Source organism: Streptomyces sp. NPDC054794, from assembly GCF_053611585.1.
In genome coordinates this window covers 1-15,665 of sequence record NZ_JBSHAQ010000080.1, presented here as the reverse complement: position 1 = coordinate 15,665, position 15,665 = coordinate 1, and the positions used below count along the sequence as shown (strand labels likewise).

13 protein-coding genes are annotated in these 15,665 nt (G+C 71.9%); 5 read left to right on the top strand and 8 right to left on the bottom strand.

What is annotated here, in order from left to right; all coding sequences use genetic code 11:
• The first annotated feature begins 34 nt into the window (after positions 1–34).
• On the top strand, positions 35–1,477 hold the full coding sequence (locus tag ACWGKT_RS44810; RefSeq protein ID WP_453278239.1) for a cytosine permease: 1,443 nt from the start codon (positions 35–37) through the stop codon (positions 1,475–1,477).
• On the opposite strand, the gene ACWGKT_RS44805 is transcribed toward ACWGKT_RS44810, so the two are convergent.
• Positions 1,474–2,577, bottom strand: a complete 1,104-nt coding sequence (locus ACWGKT_RS44805) for a branched-chain amino acid aminotransferase (protein ID WP_453278238.1) — start codon at positions 2,575–2,577, stop codon at positions 1,474–1,476. The genes ACWGKT_RS44810 and ACWGKT_RS44805 overlap by 4 nt on opposite strands.
• A gap of 245 nt (positions 2,578–2,822) precedes the next feature.
• Positions 2,823–3,866 (bottom strand): 3-isopropylmalate dehydrogenase, encoded by a 1,044-nt coding sequence (locus ACWGKT_RS44800; protein ID WP_453278237.1) that lies wholly within the window; start codon positions 3,864–3,866, stop codon positions 2,823–2,825.
• A 154-nt stretch (positions 3,867–4,020) separates the two neighbouring features.
• Here ACWGKT_RS44800 and ACWGKT_RS44795 point away from each other — a divergent pair, with 154 nt between their 5' ends.
• Positions 4,021–5,583: a purple acid phosphatase family protein gene (locus ACWGKT_RS44795; RefSeq protein ID WP_453278236.1), complete on the top strand. Its 1,563-nt coding sequence runs from the start codon at positions 4,021–4,023 to the stop codon at positions 5,581–5,583.
• A gap of 15 nt (positions 5,584–5,598) precedes the next feature.
• Here ACWGKT_RS44795 and ACWGKT_RS44790 read toward each other — a convergent pair whose 3' ends face one another.
• The 4 genes from ACWGKT_RS44790 to ACWGKT_RS44775 all read right to left on the bottom strand — a co-directional run bounded on the left by ACWGKT_RS44790 (position 5,599) and on the right by ACWGKT_RS44775 (position 9,307).
• Positions 5,599–5,730, bottom strand: a complete 132-nt coding sequence (locus ACWGKT_RS44790) for a hypothetical protein (RefSeq protein WP_268835569.1) — start codon at positions 5,728–5,730, stop codon at positions 5,599–5,601.
• Positions 5,731–6,076: 346 nt separating this feature from the next.
• Positions 6,077–6,547: an alpha/beta fold hydrolase gene (locus ACWGKT_RS44785; RefSeq protein ID WP_453278235.1), complete on the bottom strand. Its 471-nt coding sequence runs from the start codon at positions 6,545–6,547 to the stop codon at positions 6,077–6,079.
• 167 nt (positions 6,548–6,714) lie between these two features.
• The gene (gene pruA, locus ACWGKT_RS44780) at positions 6,715–8,346 is read right to left on the bottom strand and encodes an L-glutamate gamma-semialdehyde dehydrogenase (protein ID WP_453278234.1); all 1,632 of its coding nucleotides are present in this window, start codon (positions 8,344–8,346) and stop codon (positions 6,715–6,717) included.
• A 34-nt stretch (positions 8,347–8,380) separates the two neighbouring features.
• Complete coding sequence (locus tag ACWGKT_RS44775; protein WP_356149103.1) at positions 8,381–9,307, bottom strand: proline dehydrogenase family protein; 927 nt, start codon at positions 9,305–9,307, stop codon at positions 8,381–8,383.
• 162 nt (positions 9,308–9,469) lie between these two features.
• Here ACWGKT_RS44775 and ACWGKT_RS44770 point away from each other — a divergent pair, with 162 nt between their 5' ends.
• Complete coding sequence (locus ACWGKT_RS44770) at positions 9,470–10,666, top strand: PucR family transcriptional regulator (protein WP_356149106.1); 1,197 nt, start codon at positions 9,470–9,472, stop codon at positions 10,664–10,666.
• On the opposite strand, the gene pdxR is transcribed toward ACWGKT_RS44770, so the two are convergent.
• Positions 10,663–12,081 carry a MocR-like pyridoxine biosynthesis transcription factor PdxR gene (pdxR, locus tag ACWGKT_RS44765; RefSeq protein WP_453278233.1) on the bottom strand — a complete coding sequence of 473 codons (1,419 nt, stop codon included), beginning with the start codon at positions 12,079–12,081 and terminating at the stop codon, positions 10,663–10,665. The two genes, ACWGKT_RS44770 and pdxR, sit on opposite strands and share 4 nt — an antisense overlap.
• 47 nt (positions 12,082–12,128) lie before the next feature.
• On the opposite strand from pdxR, the gene ACWGKT_RS44760 reads away from it, so the two are divergent.
• Positions 12,129–13,400, top strand: coding sequence for an MFS transporter (locus ACWGKT_RS44760; protein WP_453278232.1), 1,272 nt, complete (start codon positions 12,129–12,131; stop codon positions 13,398–13,400).
• Here the strand turns inward: ACWGKT_RS44760 and ACWGKT_RS44755 are convergent.
• The gene (locus ACWGKT_RS44755; protein WP_453278231.1) at positions 13,375–13,959 is read right to left on the bottom strand and encodes a TetR/AcrR family transcriptional regulator; all 585 of its coding nucleotides are present in this window, start codon (positions 13,957–13,959) and stop codon (positions 13,375–13,377) included. The two genes, ACWGKT_RS44760 and ACWGKT_RS44755, sit on opposite strands and share 26 nt — an antisense overlap.
• 97 nt (positions 13,960–14,056) lie before the next feature.
• Between ACWGKT_RS44755 and ACWGKT_RS44750 the strand changes: the two genes are divergently transcribed.
• Complete coding sequence (locus tag ACWGKT_RS44750) at positions 14,057–15,601, top strand: MFS transporter (protein WP_453278230.1); 1,545 nt, start codon at positions 14,057–14,059, stop codon at positions 15,599–15,601.
• The last annotated feature ends 64 nt before the right edge of the window (positions 15,602–15,665 follow it).

Here is a 15,665-nt window from a genome sequence, read left to right as displayed (position 1 = left end):
CTAACCCTCAGGCGGCCGTCGAAGGAGACCAGCCATGCCGATAGAACAGCGCGGAGTCGACACCATCCCCGACTCGGAGCGGACCAGCGGGCCACGGGATCTCGTCTCGATCCTGCTGGGCTCCAACCTCTGCCTGGGCGTGATCATCTTCGGCTGGCTGCCGCCGTCCTTCGGGCTCGGCTGGTGGGCGTCGGTGAGCTCGGTCGTCGTCGGCACGCTGGTCGGCACGCTGTTCACCGCGCCGCTCGCGCTGGTCTCCCTGCGCACCGCGACGAACCTGTCGACCTCCTCCGGCGCCCAGTTCGGGGTGCGCGGCCGCCTGGTCGGTTCGGTCGTCGGTCTCCTGCTGGCCCTGGGCTACACCGCGCTGACCGTCTGGATCGGCGGCGACGTGATGGTGAGCGTGCTGGGCCGCCTGTTCGGGCTGCCGGCGGACGACGGGGCGTACGCCGTCGTGTACGCGCTGCTCGCCGCGGCGACGGTGGCGGGCGCGGTGTACGGCTACCGGGTGCTGCTCGCCATGTCCCGCGTCCTCGCGATCGGCATGACGGCCCTGCTGGTGCTCGGCGTGATCGCCTACGCCCCGCACTTCACCACGTCCGCGCTGCCGGAGACGGGCGGCTATCTGCTCGGCGGCTTCTGGCCGACGTGGTGCCTGGCGATGGTGGCCGCGGGTCTGTCCGGGCCGGTCGCCTTCATCACCCTCCTCGGCGACTACACCCGCTACATCTCCCCCGCCCGCCACTCCTCGGGCCGGGTGCTGCACGCCACCTGGCTGGGCCTGATCCTGGGCCTGCTGGTCCCCCAGCTCTTCGGCACCTTCACCGCGTACGCGGCCCACGCGGCGCTCGACTACGCGGGCCCGCTGGTCTCCGCCTCGCCCGCCTGGTACCTGGTCCCGCTGCTGCTGTCCGCCTCCGCGGGCTCGGTCGGCAACGCGGGTCTGATGCTCTACTCCATGGGCCTCGACCTGGACGCGATCCTGCCCCGCGCGTCCCGCGCCCGTGCCACCTACTCGGTCGCCGTCGTCGCCACGGCCTGTGTCTTCGTCGGCCACTACGCCTGGAACGCGCAGTCCGCGATGACGTCCTTCGTCCTGCTCCTCACGGCGATCGGCACCCCCTGGGCGGTGATCACCCTCATCGGCTTCGTCCGCTGCCGCGGCGTGTACGACGCGGACGCCCTCCAGGTCTTCAACCGCCGTGCGCGCGGCGGGATCTACTGGTACCGGGCCGGCTGGAACATCCGGGCCACCGTGGCCTGGGCGGTGGGCGCCGGCACCGGACTGCTGGCCGTGTCCCTGCCGTCGTACCAGGGCCCGCTGCTGGACCTGACCGGCGGCGTGGACTGCAGCTTCCTGCTCTCCGGGATCGTCGGCGGCATCGTCCACCTGCTGCTGACGCGCATCCGGAACAGCGCCGGGGCCGCCATGGACACGGAGTCCGTGGCGGCCCTGACGACCGCGGGCGAGTTCTAGGCCTTGTCGGCCTGGCCGAGGTGGTGCATCCAGCCGTGCTTGTCCTCGGTGACACCGCGCTGGATGCCGAGCAGCGCCTCGCGCAGGCGCATGGTGACCGGGCCGGGGGTGCCGTCGCCGTGGGTCCAGGCGTCGGTCCGGGTCTTGGCCGTGCCGATGGGCGTGACCACGGCGGCCGTGCCGCAGGCGAACACCTCGGTGAGGGCGCCGGACTCGGCGTCCTCGCGCCAGCGCTCCAGGGTGACGACGCCTTCCTCGGCGGAGTAGCCGAGGTCGCGGGCGACCTGGAGGAGGGAGTCGCGGGTGATGCCCTCCAAGATGGAGCCGGTCAGCTCGGGGGTGACGATGCGGTCGCCGTAGACGAAGGCGATGTTCATGCTGCCGCTCTCCTCGACCTTGGTGCGGGTGACCGCGTCGAGGTAGACGACTTGGGCGCAGCCGTGCGCGGCCGCCTCGGCCTGCGGGAGCAGCGAGGCCGCGTAGTTGCCGCCGGTCTTGGCGTCGCCGGTGCCGCCGGGAACGGCGCGGACGTGGTCCTCCGAGACCCAGATGGTGACCGGCTCGACGCCACCGGGGAAGTACGCGCCGGACGGCGACGCGATCAGCATGAAGAGGTACTCGTTGGCCGGGTGCACGCCGAGCGCGGCCTCGGTGGCGAACATGAACGGGCGCAGGTAGAGGGCCTCCTCGCCGCCGTGCGGCGGGACCCAGTCGGCGTCCTGGGCAAGGAGCGCGTCCAGGGCGCCGATGAAGAGCTCCTCGGGCAGCTCCGCCATGGCCATGCGGCGGGCGGAGTTGCGGAAGCGGCGGGCGTTGGCCTCCGGGCGGAAGACGGCGACGGAGCCGTCGGGCTGCCGGTAGGCCTTCAGGCCCTCGAAGATCTCCTGGCCGTAGTGGAGGACATGGGTGGAGGGGTCGAGGGAGATGGGCCCGTACGGAACGAGCTGCGCGTCGTGCCAGCCGCGCCCCTCGGTCCACTTGATCGTCACCATGTTGTCGGTGAAGTGGCGGCCGAATCCGGGGCTGGCCAGGATCGCCTGGCGCTCCGCGGCGGCCAGCGGGGTAGCGGAGGGCTTGAGCTCGATCGTGGGCGTCGTCATGAGTGCTTGTCCTTCACCGGTTGTAGTGAACGGGGCCGCGCTCACTCCCGCATGGCCGGTGGCCAGTGCTAGGACGTCCGAGCAATCCCTCATACCGCGGCTCCGCGTTCGATTATCGCGCGGGGCCGACGGGCGGAAGGAATCGGGGTGAATGCGGTCCAGGGGTCGATGGTGGCACCCGGCGGGGACACGGGGAAGCCGCCGGGCGCTGACGCGACCCGGCGGCTTGATACGGAACCGACGGGTCAGCCGGCTACGCGTACGGAGAGCGCGTCGCCGATCTCCGAGGTGCTGCGCGCGGGCAGCGCGCCGCGCTCCGCGAGGTCGGCGGAGACGGCTTCCTCGATGCGGGCCGCCTCGGTCTCGTAGCCGAGGTGGCGCAGCAGGAGGGCGACGGACAGAACCGTGGCGGTGGGGTCGGCCTTGCCCTGACCGGCGATGTCCGGGGCCGAGCCGTGGACCGGCTCGAACATGGACGGGAACGCGCCGCCGGGGTTGATGTTGCCGGAGGCGGCCACGCCGATGCCGCCGGAGACGGCCGCGGCGAGGTCGGTGATGATGTCGCCGAAGAGGTTGTCGGTGACGATGACGTCGAACCGCTCGGGCTGGGTGACCAGGTAGATGGTCGCCGCGTCGACGTGGATGTACTCGGTGGCGACCTCGGGGTACTCCGCGGCCACCTTGTTGAAGATGTTCGTCCACAGGTGACCCGCGAAGGTCAGCACGTTGTTCTTGTGGACCAGCGTGAGCTTCTTGCGCGGGCGGGCCTGGGCGCGGGCGAACGCGTCGCGGACCACGCGCTCGACACCGAAGGCCGTGTTGACGGAGACCTCGGTGGCGACCTCGTGCTCGGTGCCCTTGCGGATGGTGCCGCCGTTGCCCGTGTAGGGACCCTCGGTGCCCTCGCGGACAACGACGAAGTCGATCTCCGGCTGGCCGGCCAGCGGCGTGGCGACGCCCGGGAGCAGCTTCGACGGACGCAGGTTGACGTGGTGGTCGAAGGCGAAGCGGAGCTTGAGCAGGAAGCCGCGCTCCAGGACGCCGGACGGCACCGACGGGTCGCCGATGGCGCCGAGCAGGATCGCGTCGTGCTGCTTGAGCGCGTCGAGGTCGGCGTCGGTGAGGGTCTCACCGGTGGCGTGGTAGCGCCGGGCGCCGAAGTCGTACTCCTTGGTCTGCAGCTTCACATCCTGCGGAAGGACGGCGGAGAGGACCTTGAGGCCTTCGGCCACGACCTCCTGGCCGATGCCGTCACCGGGAATCACTGCGAGATTGATGCTGCGAGACATGTCGGCACCCTACTCCTCGTCCCATGGGATGACATGGGCTGTCCGCCATACGGACAAGAGAGCGGCACTCGGGAGGGTGACAAACGTCAGCGCTTCGACTGACGTTCACCCGTATGTATGGCGGCTGTTGGGGGGCGCTGGGAAGTTCACCGTCATGGACATCCCCGACGTCGGCATTCCGCCGCAGCTGGCCCGCCGGATGAGCATGGCCGAGCAGTACGAGTACCTGCGCACCCGGCTCACCCGGCGCCGCACCCTGGTGACCGCGGGCGCGGTGGCGAGCGGACTGCTGACCGGCTGCTCGACGGCACACGGCAGCACGGTGTCCGCGAGCAGCCCGGCTCCGGCCACCTCGTGGGTGCGCGGCTCCGTGGTCCGCCCCTTCGGCCGCCATCTGGCCTTCGGCGCGGATCCGAAGACCCGGATGCGGATCTCCTGGCAGGTGCCGCTGGCGGTCAAACGGCCGTACGTGCGCGTGGGCCTGCGGCCCGACGACCTGGGCCGGCGGATCGACGCCGAGATCCGCCATCTGCACACCCCGGGCGTACAGGGGGTGCGCCTGGCGGTCGAGCAGTACTACGTGCACGCGGCCCTCGACGGCCTCAAACCCGGCACGACCTACTACTACGGCGTCGGCCACGAGGGCTGGGACCCGGCCTCCCCGGCCCACCGCTCGACCATCGCCTCCTTCCGCACGGCGCCCGCGACACCGGAGCACTTCGTGTTCACGGCCTTCGGCGACCAGGGCGTCGGGCAGGCGGCGAACGCCAACGACCACCTGCTGCTGCGCCAGAACCCGGCCTTCCATCTGCACGCGGGCGACATCTGCTACGCGGACGGCAACGGCGCCGGCAAGACCTCGGACGGCTACGACCCGCAGTTCTGGGACCTGTTCCTGAAGCAGACCGAGCCGGTGGCGAAGTCGGTGCCGTGGATGGTGACGACCGGCAACCACGACATGGAGGCCTGGTACTCGCCGGACGGCTACGGCGGCCAGCTGGCCCGCTTCTCGCTCCCGGACAGCGGCTTCGACCCGCACGGCGCGCCGGGCGTGTACGCGTTCACCTACGGCAACGTGGCCTTCGTGGCGCTGGACGCGAACGACGTGTCGTACGAGATCCAGGCCAACCTCGGCTACACGGAAGGCCGACAGACGCGCTGGCTGGACCGCACGCTGGCCCGGCTGCGGGCGGCTCAGGGCGTGGACTTCGTGGTCGTCTTCTTCCACCACTGCGCGTACTCGACCTCACAGCACGCCTCGGACGGCGGTGTCCGCCAGGAGTGGCTGCCGCTGTTCGCGAAGTACCGGGTGGACCTGGTGATCAACGGGCACAACCACGTGTACGAGCGGACGGACGCCATCAGAGGCGGTGCGGTCGGCAGGTCCGTGCCCGTCGGCGCCTCGACGGACCCGACCCGGGACGGGATCGTGTACGTCACCGCGGGCGGCGGCGGCCGGGACCTCTACTCGTTCCCCTCGGGCGTCAAGGACAGCTACGAGGGGCACGTCACCCGGCACGACGCCGTGAAGACCTTCCACTGGACCAAGTCCAAGGTCCCCAGCGCCGAGACGGTGGAGTGGTCGCGGGTGCGGTACACCGGGTTCTCCTTCCTCTCGGTGGAGGCGGAGGCGGGTACGACCCCGAGGCTGAAGGTGTCCGCGCTGGCACAGGACGGCCGGCGGATCGACCACTTCGAGGTGCGGCGCGGCGGGTGAGGCCGCGCCGTGTGCTCAGTGGCCGGTCTCGCCGCCGTTGTCGCGGCGGTCGAGGGCGCGCTGGAGGGCGGCGGCGGCGTTCTTGCGGTCGGACTCGCTCACGCGAGAGACGTGGCGGACTCGGCGGCGGACGGTCGTCTCGGCCATGGAAATCGACTCCTTCGAGGAAACCGGGAGTACGGAAAAGGGGGTTACGAGACGCCGGGTGGGGCGGGGAGCGGTGCCGCAGGGGTTGCCTGCACGGGGCCCGGCTCACGACCGCCATTCGCTTGATCGAGCGAGACGTTCGGCTTCTACAAAAGTAAGCGAGGACGGCGCGGCTGTCTCCACAATTACTCGGACTTCCTACTATCTGAGACGACCGACCGGGTCACACCGCCGTGGCCTGCGGTTTTTCAGTCCGTGGGCGCAGTGAGCCGGAGCGCGTCCGCCACGGCCTTGCGGAAGCCTTCCGGGTCCTCCGCCCACGGCAGGTGGCCCGCGGCCGGGAGGGTCACCCGGCGGGCGCGGGGCAGGGCTTCGGTGAGGGAGTCGACCGCGGTGCGGGGGCGGATATGTCCCGGGCGCCGTCGATGATCAGCACGGGCACGTCGAGGGCCCGGCAGGCGGCGTCCAGCTCGGGTGCGCCCCAGGTCCGGACGCGCTCGTCGTTGAGGGCCCGGTCGCAGGCGGAGCTGATCGCGAACCACGGGTCGGCCATCCAAGCACCGTCGGCTCCCGCTCCTCGGCCTCCGTCCGCCGCGCGCGGTCCGTCAACTCCTCGAAGCGGGCGAGGCGTTCGGGGTGGTCGGCGAGGCGGGCCCGGAAGTGGGCCGATGCCCGTCCCGGACACGTACACCAGCGCACTCACCCGCCCCGGACGGGCCGGCGCGTAGCTCAGCGCCGGCTGCGCGCCCCAGGAGTGGCCGAGCAGCGCCATCCGGCCCAGCCCGACGTGCCGTCGTACGGCCTCAAGATCGGCCACGAACCGCTCGCCGGTCCACGGCCCGTCGCAGCGCTGCGAGCGCCCGCAGCCGTGTCCCGTCGTCCGTCGTCACCGCCGTGGGCCCAGTGTGACGGACAGGGAAATGGAGACGGACCGGGAAGCCCGCTCGGGGGTCGGGCTTCCCGGTCCGTGTTCAGGAAGGCTGATCAGCCCATGTGCGGGTACGCGTAGTCGGTCGGCGCGACCAGCGTCTCCTTGATGGCGCGCGTCAGGGTCCAGCGCTGCAGGTTCTGCGGGGCGCCGGCCTTGTCGTTGGTGCCGGAGGCGCGGCCGCCGCCGAAGGGCTGCTGGCCGACGACGGCGCCGGTCGACTTGTCGTTGATGTAGAAGTTGCCCGCCGCGTAGCGGAGCTTCTCCATCGTGTACGCGGCCGCCGCACGGTCGTTGGAGACGACCGAGCCGGTGAGCGCGTAGTCGGACACCGACTCCATCTGCTCCAGCATCTCGTCGTACTGGTCGTCCTCGTAGACGTAGACGCCGAGGACCGGGCCGAAGTACTCGGTGCGGAAGACCTCGTTCTCCGGGTCGGTGCACTCGATGACGGTCGGGCGGACGAAGTAGCCGACCGAGTCGTCGTAGGAGCCGCCCGCGACGATCGTGCAGGTCGGGTCCTCCTTGGCGCGGTCGATGGCGGCCTTGTTCTTGGCGAAGGCGCGGTCGTCGATCACGGCACCGATGAAGTTCGACAGGTCGGTGACGTCACCCATGGTCAGGTAGTCGACCTCGGCCGCGAACTCCTCCTTGAAGCCGGAGTTCCAGATGGAGGCCGGGATGTAGGCGCGGGAGGTGGCCGAGCACTTCTGGCCCTGGTACTCGAAGGCACCGCGGGTCAGGGCGGTCTTCAGGACGGCGCGGTCGGCGCTCGGGTGCGCGACCAGGAAGTCCTTGCCGCCGGTCTCGCCGACCAGACGCGGGTAGGCACGGTACTTCTCGATGTTGTTGCCGACCGTCTTCCACAGGTGCTGGAAGGTCTTGGTCGAGCCGGTGAAGTGGATACCGGCGAGGTCGCGGTGGACCAGGGCGACCTTGGAGACCTCGATGCCGTCACCGGTGACGAGGTTGATGACGCCCTTGGGCAGACCGGCCTCCTCCAGGAGCTGCATGAGCAGCACGGCGGCGTGGGTCTGGGTCGGGGACGGCTTCCAGACGACGACGTTGCCCATCAGCGCGGGCGCGGTCGGCAGGTTGGCCGCGATGGCGCTGAAGTTGAACGGCGTGATCGCGTAGACGAAGCCCTCCAGCGGGCGGTGGTCCAGACGGTTCCAGACACCCGGGGAGTTCGCCGGGGGCTGCTCGGCGAGGATCTGGCGGGCGTAGTGGACGTTGAAGCGCCAGAAGTCGACCAGCTCGCAGGGGCTGTCGATCTCGGCCTGCTGGGCGGTCTTGGACTGGCCGAGCATGGTGGAGGCGGCGATGGTCTCGCGCCAGGGGCCGGCCAGCAGCTCGGCGGCGCGCAGGATGATCGCGGCTCGGTCGTCGAAGGACATGGCGCGCCAGGCAGGCGCGGCGGCCAGGGCGGCGTCGACGGCGTCCTGGGCGTCCTGCTGGGTGGCGTTGCGCAGCGTGCCGAGGACGGCCTTGTGGTTGTGCGGCTGCACGACCTGGAACGGCTCGCCGCCGCCCATCCGCTTCTCGCCGCCGATGGTCATCGGCAGGTCGATCGGGTTCTCGGCCAGCTCCTTGAGCTTGGCCTCCAGGCGGGCGCGCTCGGGCGAGCCGGGGGCGTAGCCGTGCACCGGCTCGTTGACGGGGGTGGGGACCTGGGTCACAGCGTCCATGTGTTCCGTAACTCCTTATTGAGCGGTGGTGGCTTCAGCCCTTGGTGATCATGCTGCGCAGGAAGAAGCGCAGGTTGGCCGGCTTCTCCGCGAGGCGGCGCATGAAGTAGCCGTACCAGTCGGTGCCGTAGGCGGTGTAGACGCGCATGCGGTGGCCCTCGGCGGCCAGGCGCAGGTGCTCGTCGCCGCGGATGCCGTAGAGCATCTGGAACTCGTACTCGTCCAGCTTGCGCCCGGACTCGTGGGCGAGCTCCTGGGCGATGGAGATCAGGCGCGGGTCGTGGGAACCGACCATCGGGTACCCGTCGCCCTCCATCAGAGTCTTCAGGATGCGGACGTACGCCTTGTCGATCTCGTGCTTCTGCTGGTACGCGACCTCGGCGGGCTCCTTGTACGCGCCCTTCACGAGGCGTACGCGGCTGCCGTTCGCGGCGAGGCGGCGGGCGTCGGCCTCGGTGCGGAAGAGGTAGGCCTGGATGACGCAGCCGGTCTGCGGGAAGTCCTTCCGCAGCTCGTCGTGGATGGCGAACATCGAGTCGAGGGTGGTGTGGTCCTCGGCGTCCAGGGTGACCGTGGTGCCGATGGCGGCGGCGGCCTCGACGACCGGGCGGACGTTGCTCAGGGCCAGCTCGTGGCCGCCCTCCAGCGCCTGGCCGAACATGGACAGCTTGACCGACATCTCGACCTTCGGGCCGAGCTCCAGGTCCTTGATGCGGTCGATGAGCAGCAGGTACGCGTCGCGGGCTGCGGTGGCCTGCTCGCGGGTGGTGATGTCCTCGCCGACGACGTCCATCGTCAGCTCCAGGCCCTTGGCGGTGAGCTCCTGGATGATCGGGACGATGTCGTCGACGGTCTCGCCGGGGATGAAGCGGTCGACGACCTGCTTGGTCACCGGGGCCGCCGAGATCAGGCGTCGCATCCGGTCGCTGCGCGACGCGGCGAGAATCACGGGACCCAGCACGGGGCACCTCCACAACAGAACCAAGTGGGCCGGTACCCGACGCTTCGGGTACGGCACGGAGAACCACCGTGAAACCTAAGGATCCCTCCGATCGTCAGCCATCGACAGCTGTCACGCATCCGTTCCCCAGATCTCAGACAAATGTATGAAGGCGGCTCGGAAATGCGGGAGAATGCCCGGGTGACGGCCGATTACAAGGGTGATTACCAGGAGCTGGTCGACGACATCTCGGAGCTTCTGGGCGTCCCCGCGACGCTGGAGAACCGCGACTTCGAGCTGATCGCCTTCGGGGCGTACGACAGCGAGAGCGAGCTGGACGCCTCGGCGCTGGACCCGGTCCGCGCCCGGTCGATCCTGACCCGGCGCTCCACGGCGGCGGTGCGCACCTGGTTCGAGGGCTTCGGCATCACCCGGGCGACCGGGCCCGTCCGCATCCCGCCCACGCCCGAGGCGGGCGTGTACCGGGGACGCATCTGTCTGCCGGTACGACATCGGGGTGTGGTCCTCGGCTACGTCTGGCTGCTGGACGACGATCCGGGGCCGAGCGAGCGGCAGCTGGCCGCGGCCATGGAGGTCACCGCCCGGATCGGCGCGCTCCTCGCCGACGAGGCGCAGGCCGGGGCGGACCTCACCCGGGAGCTGCGGGCAGTGCTGACCGCCGAGCGCGGCTGGCAGCGGGACATGGCGGTGGCGGAACTGCGCACCGCCCTGGGCCCGCGCGCCGACGGCCCGCACACCGTGGTGTGCGTGGCGCCCTGGCCCTCGGCCGACCCCGACGACGCGCCGTCGGTCCGCACCCTGCCCGGCGCGACGGCCCTGTGCACCGTGCCGTGGGGAACGTCCGCGCAGTCGCTGGCCCTGCTGGTGCGGCTGCGCTCGACCGACACGGTGACGCCGGCGCTGTCCGCGGCCGGGCGACTGCTGGAGCGGGCGGGGGTCAACGGCGGGCAGGCCGCCGCCGGGGTGGCCACCGCGCGGACCGGGCTCGTGGAGCTGGGCACCTCCTGGCAGGAGGCCGCCGGGGCCGCGCGGGCCGCGCTCGCGGAGCCCCGGCTGGGGCCGGTCGCCGAGTGGGCGCGCATCGGGCCGTACCGGCTGCTCACCTCCCTGTCCCCCGAGGCCGCACAGGACTCTGCGGTGGCCCCGCTGCTCACCGCGGCCCACCAGGAGCTGGCCCGCACCGCCGAGGTCTATCTCGACTGCGCCGGGCAGGCCGGCCGCACGGCCGCCGAGCTGGGCGTCCACCGCCAGACCCTGTACTACCGCCTGTCCCGGGTGGAGCAGCTGACCGGCCTGGACCTGGGCGACGGCGAGGACCGGCTGCTGCTGCACATGGCGCTGAAGAGCGCGCGCCTCTAGGGCCCGGCGGCGCCCCCGCCCAGCAGGTCTCCCACGGCGGCGATCCCCTCCCCGATCGCGCGCTCGGTCACGTCGCCGAATCCCAGGACGAGTTGGGGCGGTTCGACGGCGCGCGAGGCGCGGCAGGCGCTCATGCCGTACAGGCCCACCGCCCGGGCCCGGGCGGCCGCGATCACCTCCCGCTCGTCGGTGCCGGCCGGCAGATGGGCCACGGCGTGGAAGCCGGCGGCCAGGCCGGTCAGGCGTACGGCGGGGGCGTGCTCGGCAAGGGCCGTGCGCAGCGCCGTGCGGCGGGTGCAGTACAGGGTGCGCATGCGGCGCAGGTGCCGGTCGTAGCGGCCGGACTCGATCAGCCGGGCGAGGGCCAGCTGATCGAGGGTCGGCGTGCCACGGTCGGCGATCCGCTTCAGCTCGGCGAGCGGTGCGAGGAGCGCGGGCGGGCACAGCAGCCAGCCGATGCGCAGGGCGGGGGCCAGGGACTTGCTGACCGTGCCGATGGAGACCACGCGGTCGGCGGCGAGGCCCTGGAGCGAGCCGACCGGTTCGCGGTCGTAGCGGAACTCCGCGTCGTAGTCGTCCTCGATGACGTACGCGTCGTGGCGCACCGCCCACGCGATCAGGGCGTGGCGGCGGGCCGGCGCCAGCAGCACGCCGGTGGGCCACTGGTGGGCCGGGGTGACGATCACCGCGCCCGCGCCGGTCGCCGCCAGCGCCGCGACGTCGATGCCGTGCTCGTCGACCGGGACGGGCACCGCGGTGAGGCCCGCCGCCTCCGCGGCGGCACTCGCCGTGCCGGGGCCGCCCGGATCCTCGTACGCCACCACGCGGGTGCCGGAGGCGGCCAGTGCCTGCATGGTCAGGGCGAGGCCCTGCGCGTAGCCGGAGCAGACGACGGTCCGGCCGGGGTCGGCGGCGGCCGAGCGCACCCGGCGCAGATAGCCGGCGACGACCTCGCGCAGGGGCAGGCTGCCGCGCGGATCGCCGTAGTCGAGGTCGGCCGTGGGCATCGTACGGGCCGCCTCCCGGGTCGCCCACAGCCAGTCGACCAGCGGGAAGGAGGCGAGGTCGGGGACGCCGTGGCGGAAGTCGGCGAGCAGCCGTGGCCGGGGGACGAGTGGCGCGGCGGGCTCGGGCGGCACCTGGGCGCAGGGAGCGACACGGGTGGCCGAGCCGACGCGGGTGACGAGGTAGCCCTCGGCCTGGAGTTGGGCGTAGCAGTCCTGGACCAGGCCGCGGGACAGGCCCAGGGCGCGGGCGAGTTCACGGGAGGAGGGCAGCCGCTCACCGGACCGGAGGCGGCCCGTGCGGATCGCCTCGCGGAGCTGGCGTTCCAGCTGGGCGTGCAGCTGCTCGCCGCCCTCCCGGTCGACGGTCAGGAGCAGTTCGGGAGAGAGACCGGCCCACTGCACAGACATGGAATTGGAGCTTACTGGCAGTCCGGTCGGCTCCTAGCGTCGACGACATGACGACGTCCACGAACTCCCCCGCCCACACGCCCACTTCGGCGCCGAGGCCGCGACTGATCACCCGGGCACTGCTGCTGCGCTTCGTGAGCATGATCGGTGCCTCGGTCAGCTTCTACCTGCTGCTGTCGACCGTGCCCGCGTACGCGGACGAGGCGGGCGGCGGGGGCGGAGCGGGCCTCGCCACGGGTGCGCTGATGTTCTCCACGGTCCTCGGCGAACTGGTCTCGCCCCGGCTGGTCGCCCGGTACGGCATCCGGCTGCCGCTGATGATCGGGCTCCTGCTGCTCGGCGCCCCCGCCCTGGTGCTGACCCTCTCCGAGAGCGTGGCGTGGATCGTGACGGTGTGTCTGGTGCGCGGTCTGGGCTTCGCGGTGACGATCGTGGCGGGCGGGGCCATGACGGCGTCACTGATCCCGGCCGAACGACGCGGCGAGGGCCTCGCGCTGGTCGGCGTGGTCGGGGGCGGGGCCTCGCTGATCACACTCCCCCTGGGCCTGTGGCTGGCCCGCCACGCGGGGTACGGCCCGGTCGCCGTGGCGGCGGGAGTGGCGGCGCTGGCGGCCATCGCGTCGGTGCCGGGCCTGCCGGGCGGGGAGCGGGGCGCGAGGTGGGCGAAAGACCCCCGTACGCAGGGCGCGGAGCCGGCGAACGGCGCGGGCCGGGCGTCGGGCGCGGTGGGAGAGGCGCCCCTGGGCATGACGGCCGCCCTGCGCGCGCCCGCGCTGCGCCGTCCCGCGCTGGTCTTCGCCACCACCGCGCTCGCCGCCGGGATTCTGGTCACCTTCCTGCCGGTGGCCGTTCCGGAGTCCGCGGCCGGGGCGGTCACCGTGGCGCTGGTGGTGCAGCCGGCGGCCGCGACGGCGGCCCGCTGGGTGGCGGGGCGGCACGGCGACCGGCACGGCTCGGCGCGGCTGGTGGTGCCGGGCCTGCTGCTGTCGGCCGCCGGGATGCTGATCACCGTGGCGACGGCCACTCCGGTCGCCGTGGTCGTGGGCTCCGCGGTGTTCGGGGCCGGCTTCGGCGTGGCCCAGAACGCCACCCTGACACTGATGTACGCCCGGGTCGCGCGCCCTTCCTTCGGCACGGTGACCGCCGTGTGGAACCTCGCGTACGACGCCGGAATGGGCGCGGGCGCGGCCGGCTTCGGGCTGGCCGCGGCGCACACCGGCTACCCGTGGGCGTTCGCGCTGACGGCCGCCGTGATGCTGCTCGCCCTGGGCCCGGCGCTGCGGGACGCCAGCGTCAGGACCGGGTCGCGGCCTCGATGACCTGACGCAGGCCCTCGGTGAGCTGGTCGGGGTCCGGGGCGGTCTTCGGGTCGAAGGTCCACAGGGTGATGAGGCCCGTCATCAGGACCGTGTAGAAGCTGCCGAGCGAGTCCACGACGTCCTCCGGGACGTCCTCCTCCCGCCCGCCCATCAGCAGCGCGACGAAACCGCGCGATCCTTCCCGCTGGGCCTGCGCCAGATGGTCGCGCACCTCGGGCAACTGGTCGCCCATGACCGCGATCTCCGCGCTGAGCCGCCACAGCGATCCGGGTTCCCGCATGGTGGCGATGACGTTCGACCACACCTCCCGGAACCGTTCGAGGGAACCCGGAGCGGCGCCGGTCCCGCCGTCCGCCGGTTCGGCGAAGGCGTCGGACATGCCCTCGATCAGCGAGATGTACGCCTGCGCGAGCAGCGCGTCCTTCGAGCCGTAGTGGTAGCCGATCGAGGCCAGGTTGGTCCCCGACTCCTTGACGATGTCACGCGCCGTCGTGCGCGCGAACCCCTTCTCCAGCAGGCAGCGCTTGGCGCCTTCGAGCAGATCCTCACGGTGTCCCATGCGGACCACCCTACTCCCGATCCATACAAGCGTCCTAGACGCATGACCTATACAAACGTTCTAGACAAGCGTTTAAGACGCCCGTACAGTCATCGGCATGACGAACTCGACGAGCACCAACTCCCCTGCCGGGCGCGCCGGTCGGCGCGAATGGACCGCGCTCGGCGTGCTGATGCTGCCGCTGCTGCTGGTCTCCATGGACGTCTCGGTCCTCTACTTCGCGATCCCCTCGATCAGCGCGGACCTGGAGCCGAGCGGCACCCAGCAGCTGTGGATCTTCGACATCTACGGATTCGTCCTGGCCGGTCTGCTGATGACGATGGGCTCGCTGGGCGACCGCATCGGCCGCCGCCGGCTGCTCCTGGTCGGCGCGGCCGCCTTCGGTGCCGCGTCCCTGATCGCGGCCTACGCGAACAGCGCCGAGACCCTGATCGCGGCCCGCGCGGTCCTCGGCATCGGCGGTGCGACCCTGATGCCCTCCACCATGGCGCTGGTCCGCACGATGTTCACCGACCCCGGACAGCGGGCCAAGGCGATCGGCATCTGGTCCGGCGTCATGACCGGCGGCATCGCCCTCGGCTCCGTACTGAGCGGTGTCCTCGTCCAGTACTTCTGGTGGGGCTCGGTCTTCCTGGTCAACCTGCCCGCGATGGTGCTGCTGCTGGTGCTCGGCCCGATCCTGCTGCCGGAGTCGAAGAACCCGGAGCCCGGCCGCTTCGACCTCGTGAGCGTGCCCCTGTCGATGGCCGCGGTGCTCCCCGTGATCTACGGCCTCAAGGAGATCCCGTCCGAGGGCTGGCACCCGCAGTACGTCGTCTCGGTCACCGTCGGCCTGCTCTTCGCCGCCCTCTTCGTCCACCGCCAGCGCACGGCCGCCTCGCCGATGATCTCGCCGGCCCTGTTCCGTGGCCGGGGCTTCGCCCCCGCTGTCGTTCTGAACCTCGTCTCCGCGTTCGCGATCATGGGTTCGGCGTACTTCACCACGCAGTATCTGCAGTCGGTGCTCGACAAGAGCGCGATGGAGGCCGCCCTGTGGTCACTGCTGCCGTCGGTGCCGATCGGGATGGCAGCCCCGGTGGCGACCGCCCTGGTCCAGAAGGGCGTGAACCGCGCCTACGTGGTCGCCGCGGGCTTCGCCGTCGCCGCGGCGGGCTACGGCATGCTGGCCCTGGCCGGCACGGACTCCCTCTGGCTCGTCCTCGCCGCCTGCGGCGTCCTGGCCTCCGGCGCCGTCATGGTCATGTCCCAGATGACCGACCTGGCCATGGGTGCCGCGCCGGTTGAGCGGGCGGGCGCCGCCTCCTCGCTGCTGGAGACGGGCGCGGAGTTCGGCGGCGCGCTGGGCATGGCGGTCCTCGGCTCCATCGGTACGGCGGTCTACCGCCACGAGGTGCCGGCTTCGGCCCCGGCCGAGGCCCGCGAGACCCTGGGCGGCGCGCTCGCCGTGGCCGGGCAGCTGCCGGGGCGCGCGGGCGACGTCCTGGCCGCCACGGCCCGGGAGGCCTTCACCACCGGCATGCACGGCGCGGCCCTCGCGGGGACGGCGGTCCTGGCCCTCGCGGCGATCGGGGCAGCGACGACCCTGCGCCGGATCCAGGTGCGGGAGACGCCGGCGCCGGAGACTGAGAAGGCCGCGGTCTGAGACGGCGCGCAGGGCAGCACCGCACCGTACGAAAAAGCGCCGGGTGGGCTGAGATTCCTCAGCC

Excerpts from the sequence above, each read along its gene's own strand:
- ACWGKT_RS44810 (WP_453278239.1), top strand. The coding sequence starts at position 35 with ATGCCGATAGAACAGCGCGGAGTCGACACCATCCCCGACTCGGAGCGG.
- ACWGKT_RS44805 (WP_453278238.1), bottom strand. The coding sequence starts at position 2,577 with ATGACGACGCCCACGATCGAGCTCAAGCCCTCCGCTACCCCGCTGGCC.
- ACWGKT_RS44800 (WP_453278237.1), bottom strand. The coding sequence starts at position 3,866 with ATGTCTCGCAGCATCAATCTCGCAGTGATTCCCGGTGACGGCATCGGC.
- ACWGKT_RS44795 (WP_453278236.1), top strand. The coding sequence starts at position 4,021 with ATGGACATCCCCGACGTCGGCATTCCGCCGCAGCTGGCCCGCCGGATG.
- ACWGKT_RS44790 (WP_268835569.1), bottom strand. The coding sequence starts at position 5,730 with ATGGCCGAGACGACCGTCCGCCGCCGAGTCCGCCACGTCTCTCGCGTG.
- pruA (WP_453278234.1), bottom strand. The coding sequence starts at position 8,346 with ATGGACGCTGTGACCCAGGTCCCCACCCCCGTCAACGAGCCGGTGCAC.
- ACWGKT_RS44770 (WP_356149106.1), top strand. The coding sequence starts at position 9,470 with ATGCGGGAGAATGCCCGGGTGACGGCCGATTACAAGGGTGATTACCAG.
- pdxR (WP_453278233.1), bottom strand. The coding sequence starts at position 12,081 with ATGTCTGTGCAGTGGGCCGGTCTCTCTCCCGAACTGCTCCTGACCGTC.
- ACWGKT_RS44760 (WP_453278232.1), top strand. The coding sequence starts at position 12,129 with ATGACGACGTCCACGAACTCCCCCGCCCACACGCCCACTTCGGCGCCG.
- ACWGKT_RS44755 (WP_453278231.1), bottom strand. The coding sequence starts at position 13,959 with ATGGGACACCGTGAGGATCTGCTCGAAGGCGCCAAGCGCTGCCTGCTG.
- ACWGKT_RS44750 (WP_453278230.1), top strand. The coding sequence starts at position 14,057 with ATGACGAACTCGACGAGCACCAACTCCCCTGCCGGGCGCGCCGGTCGG.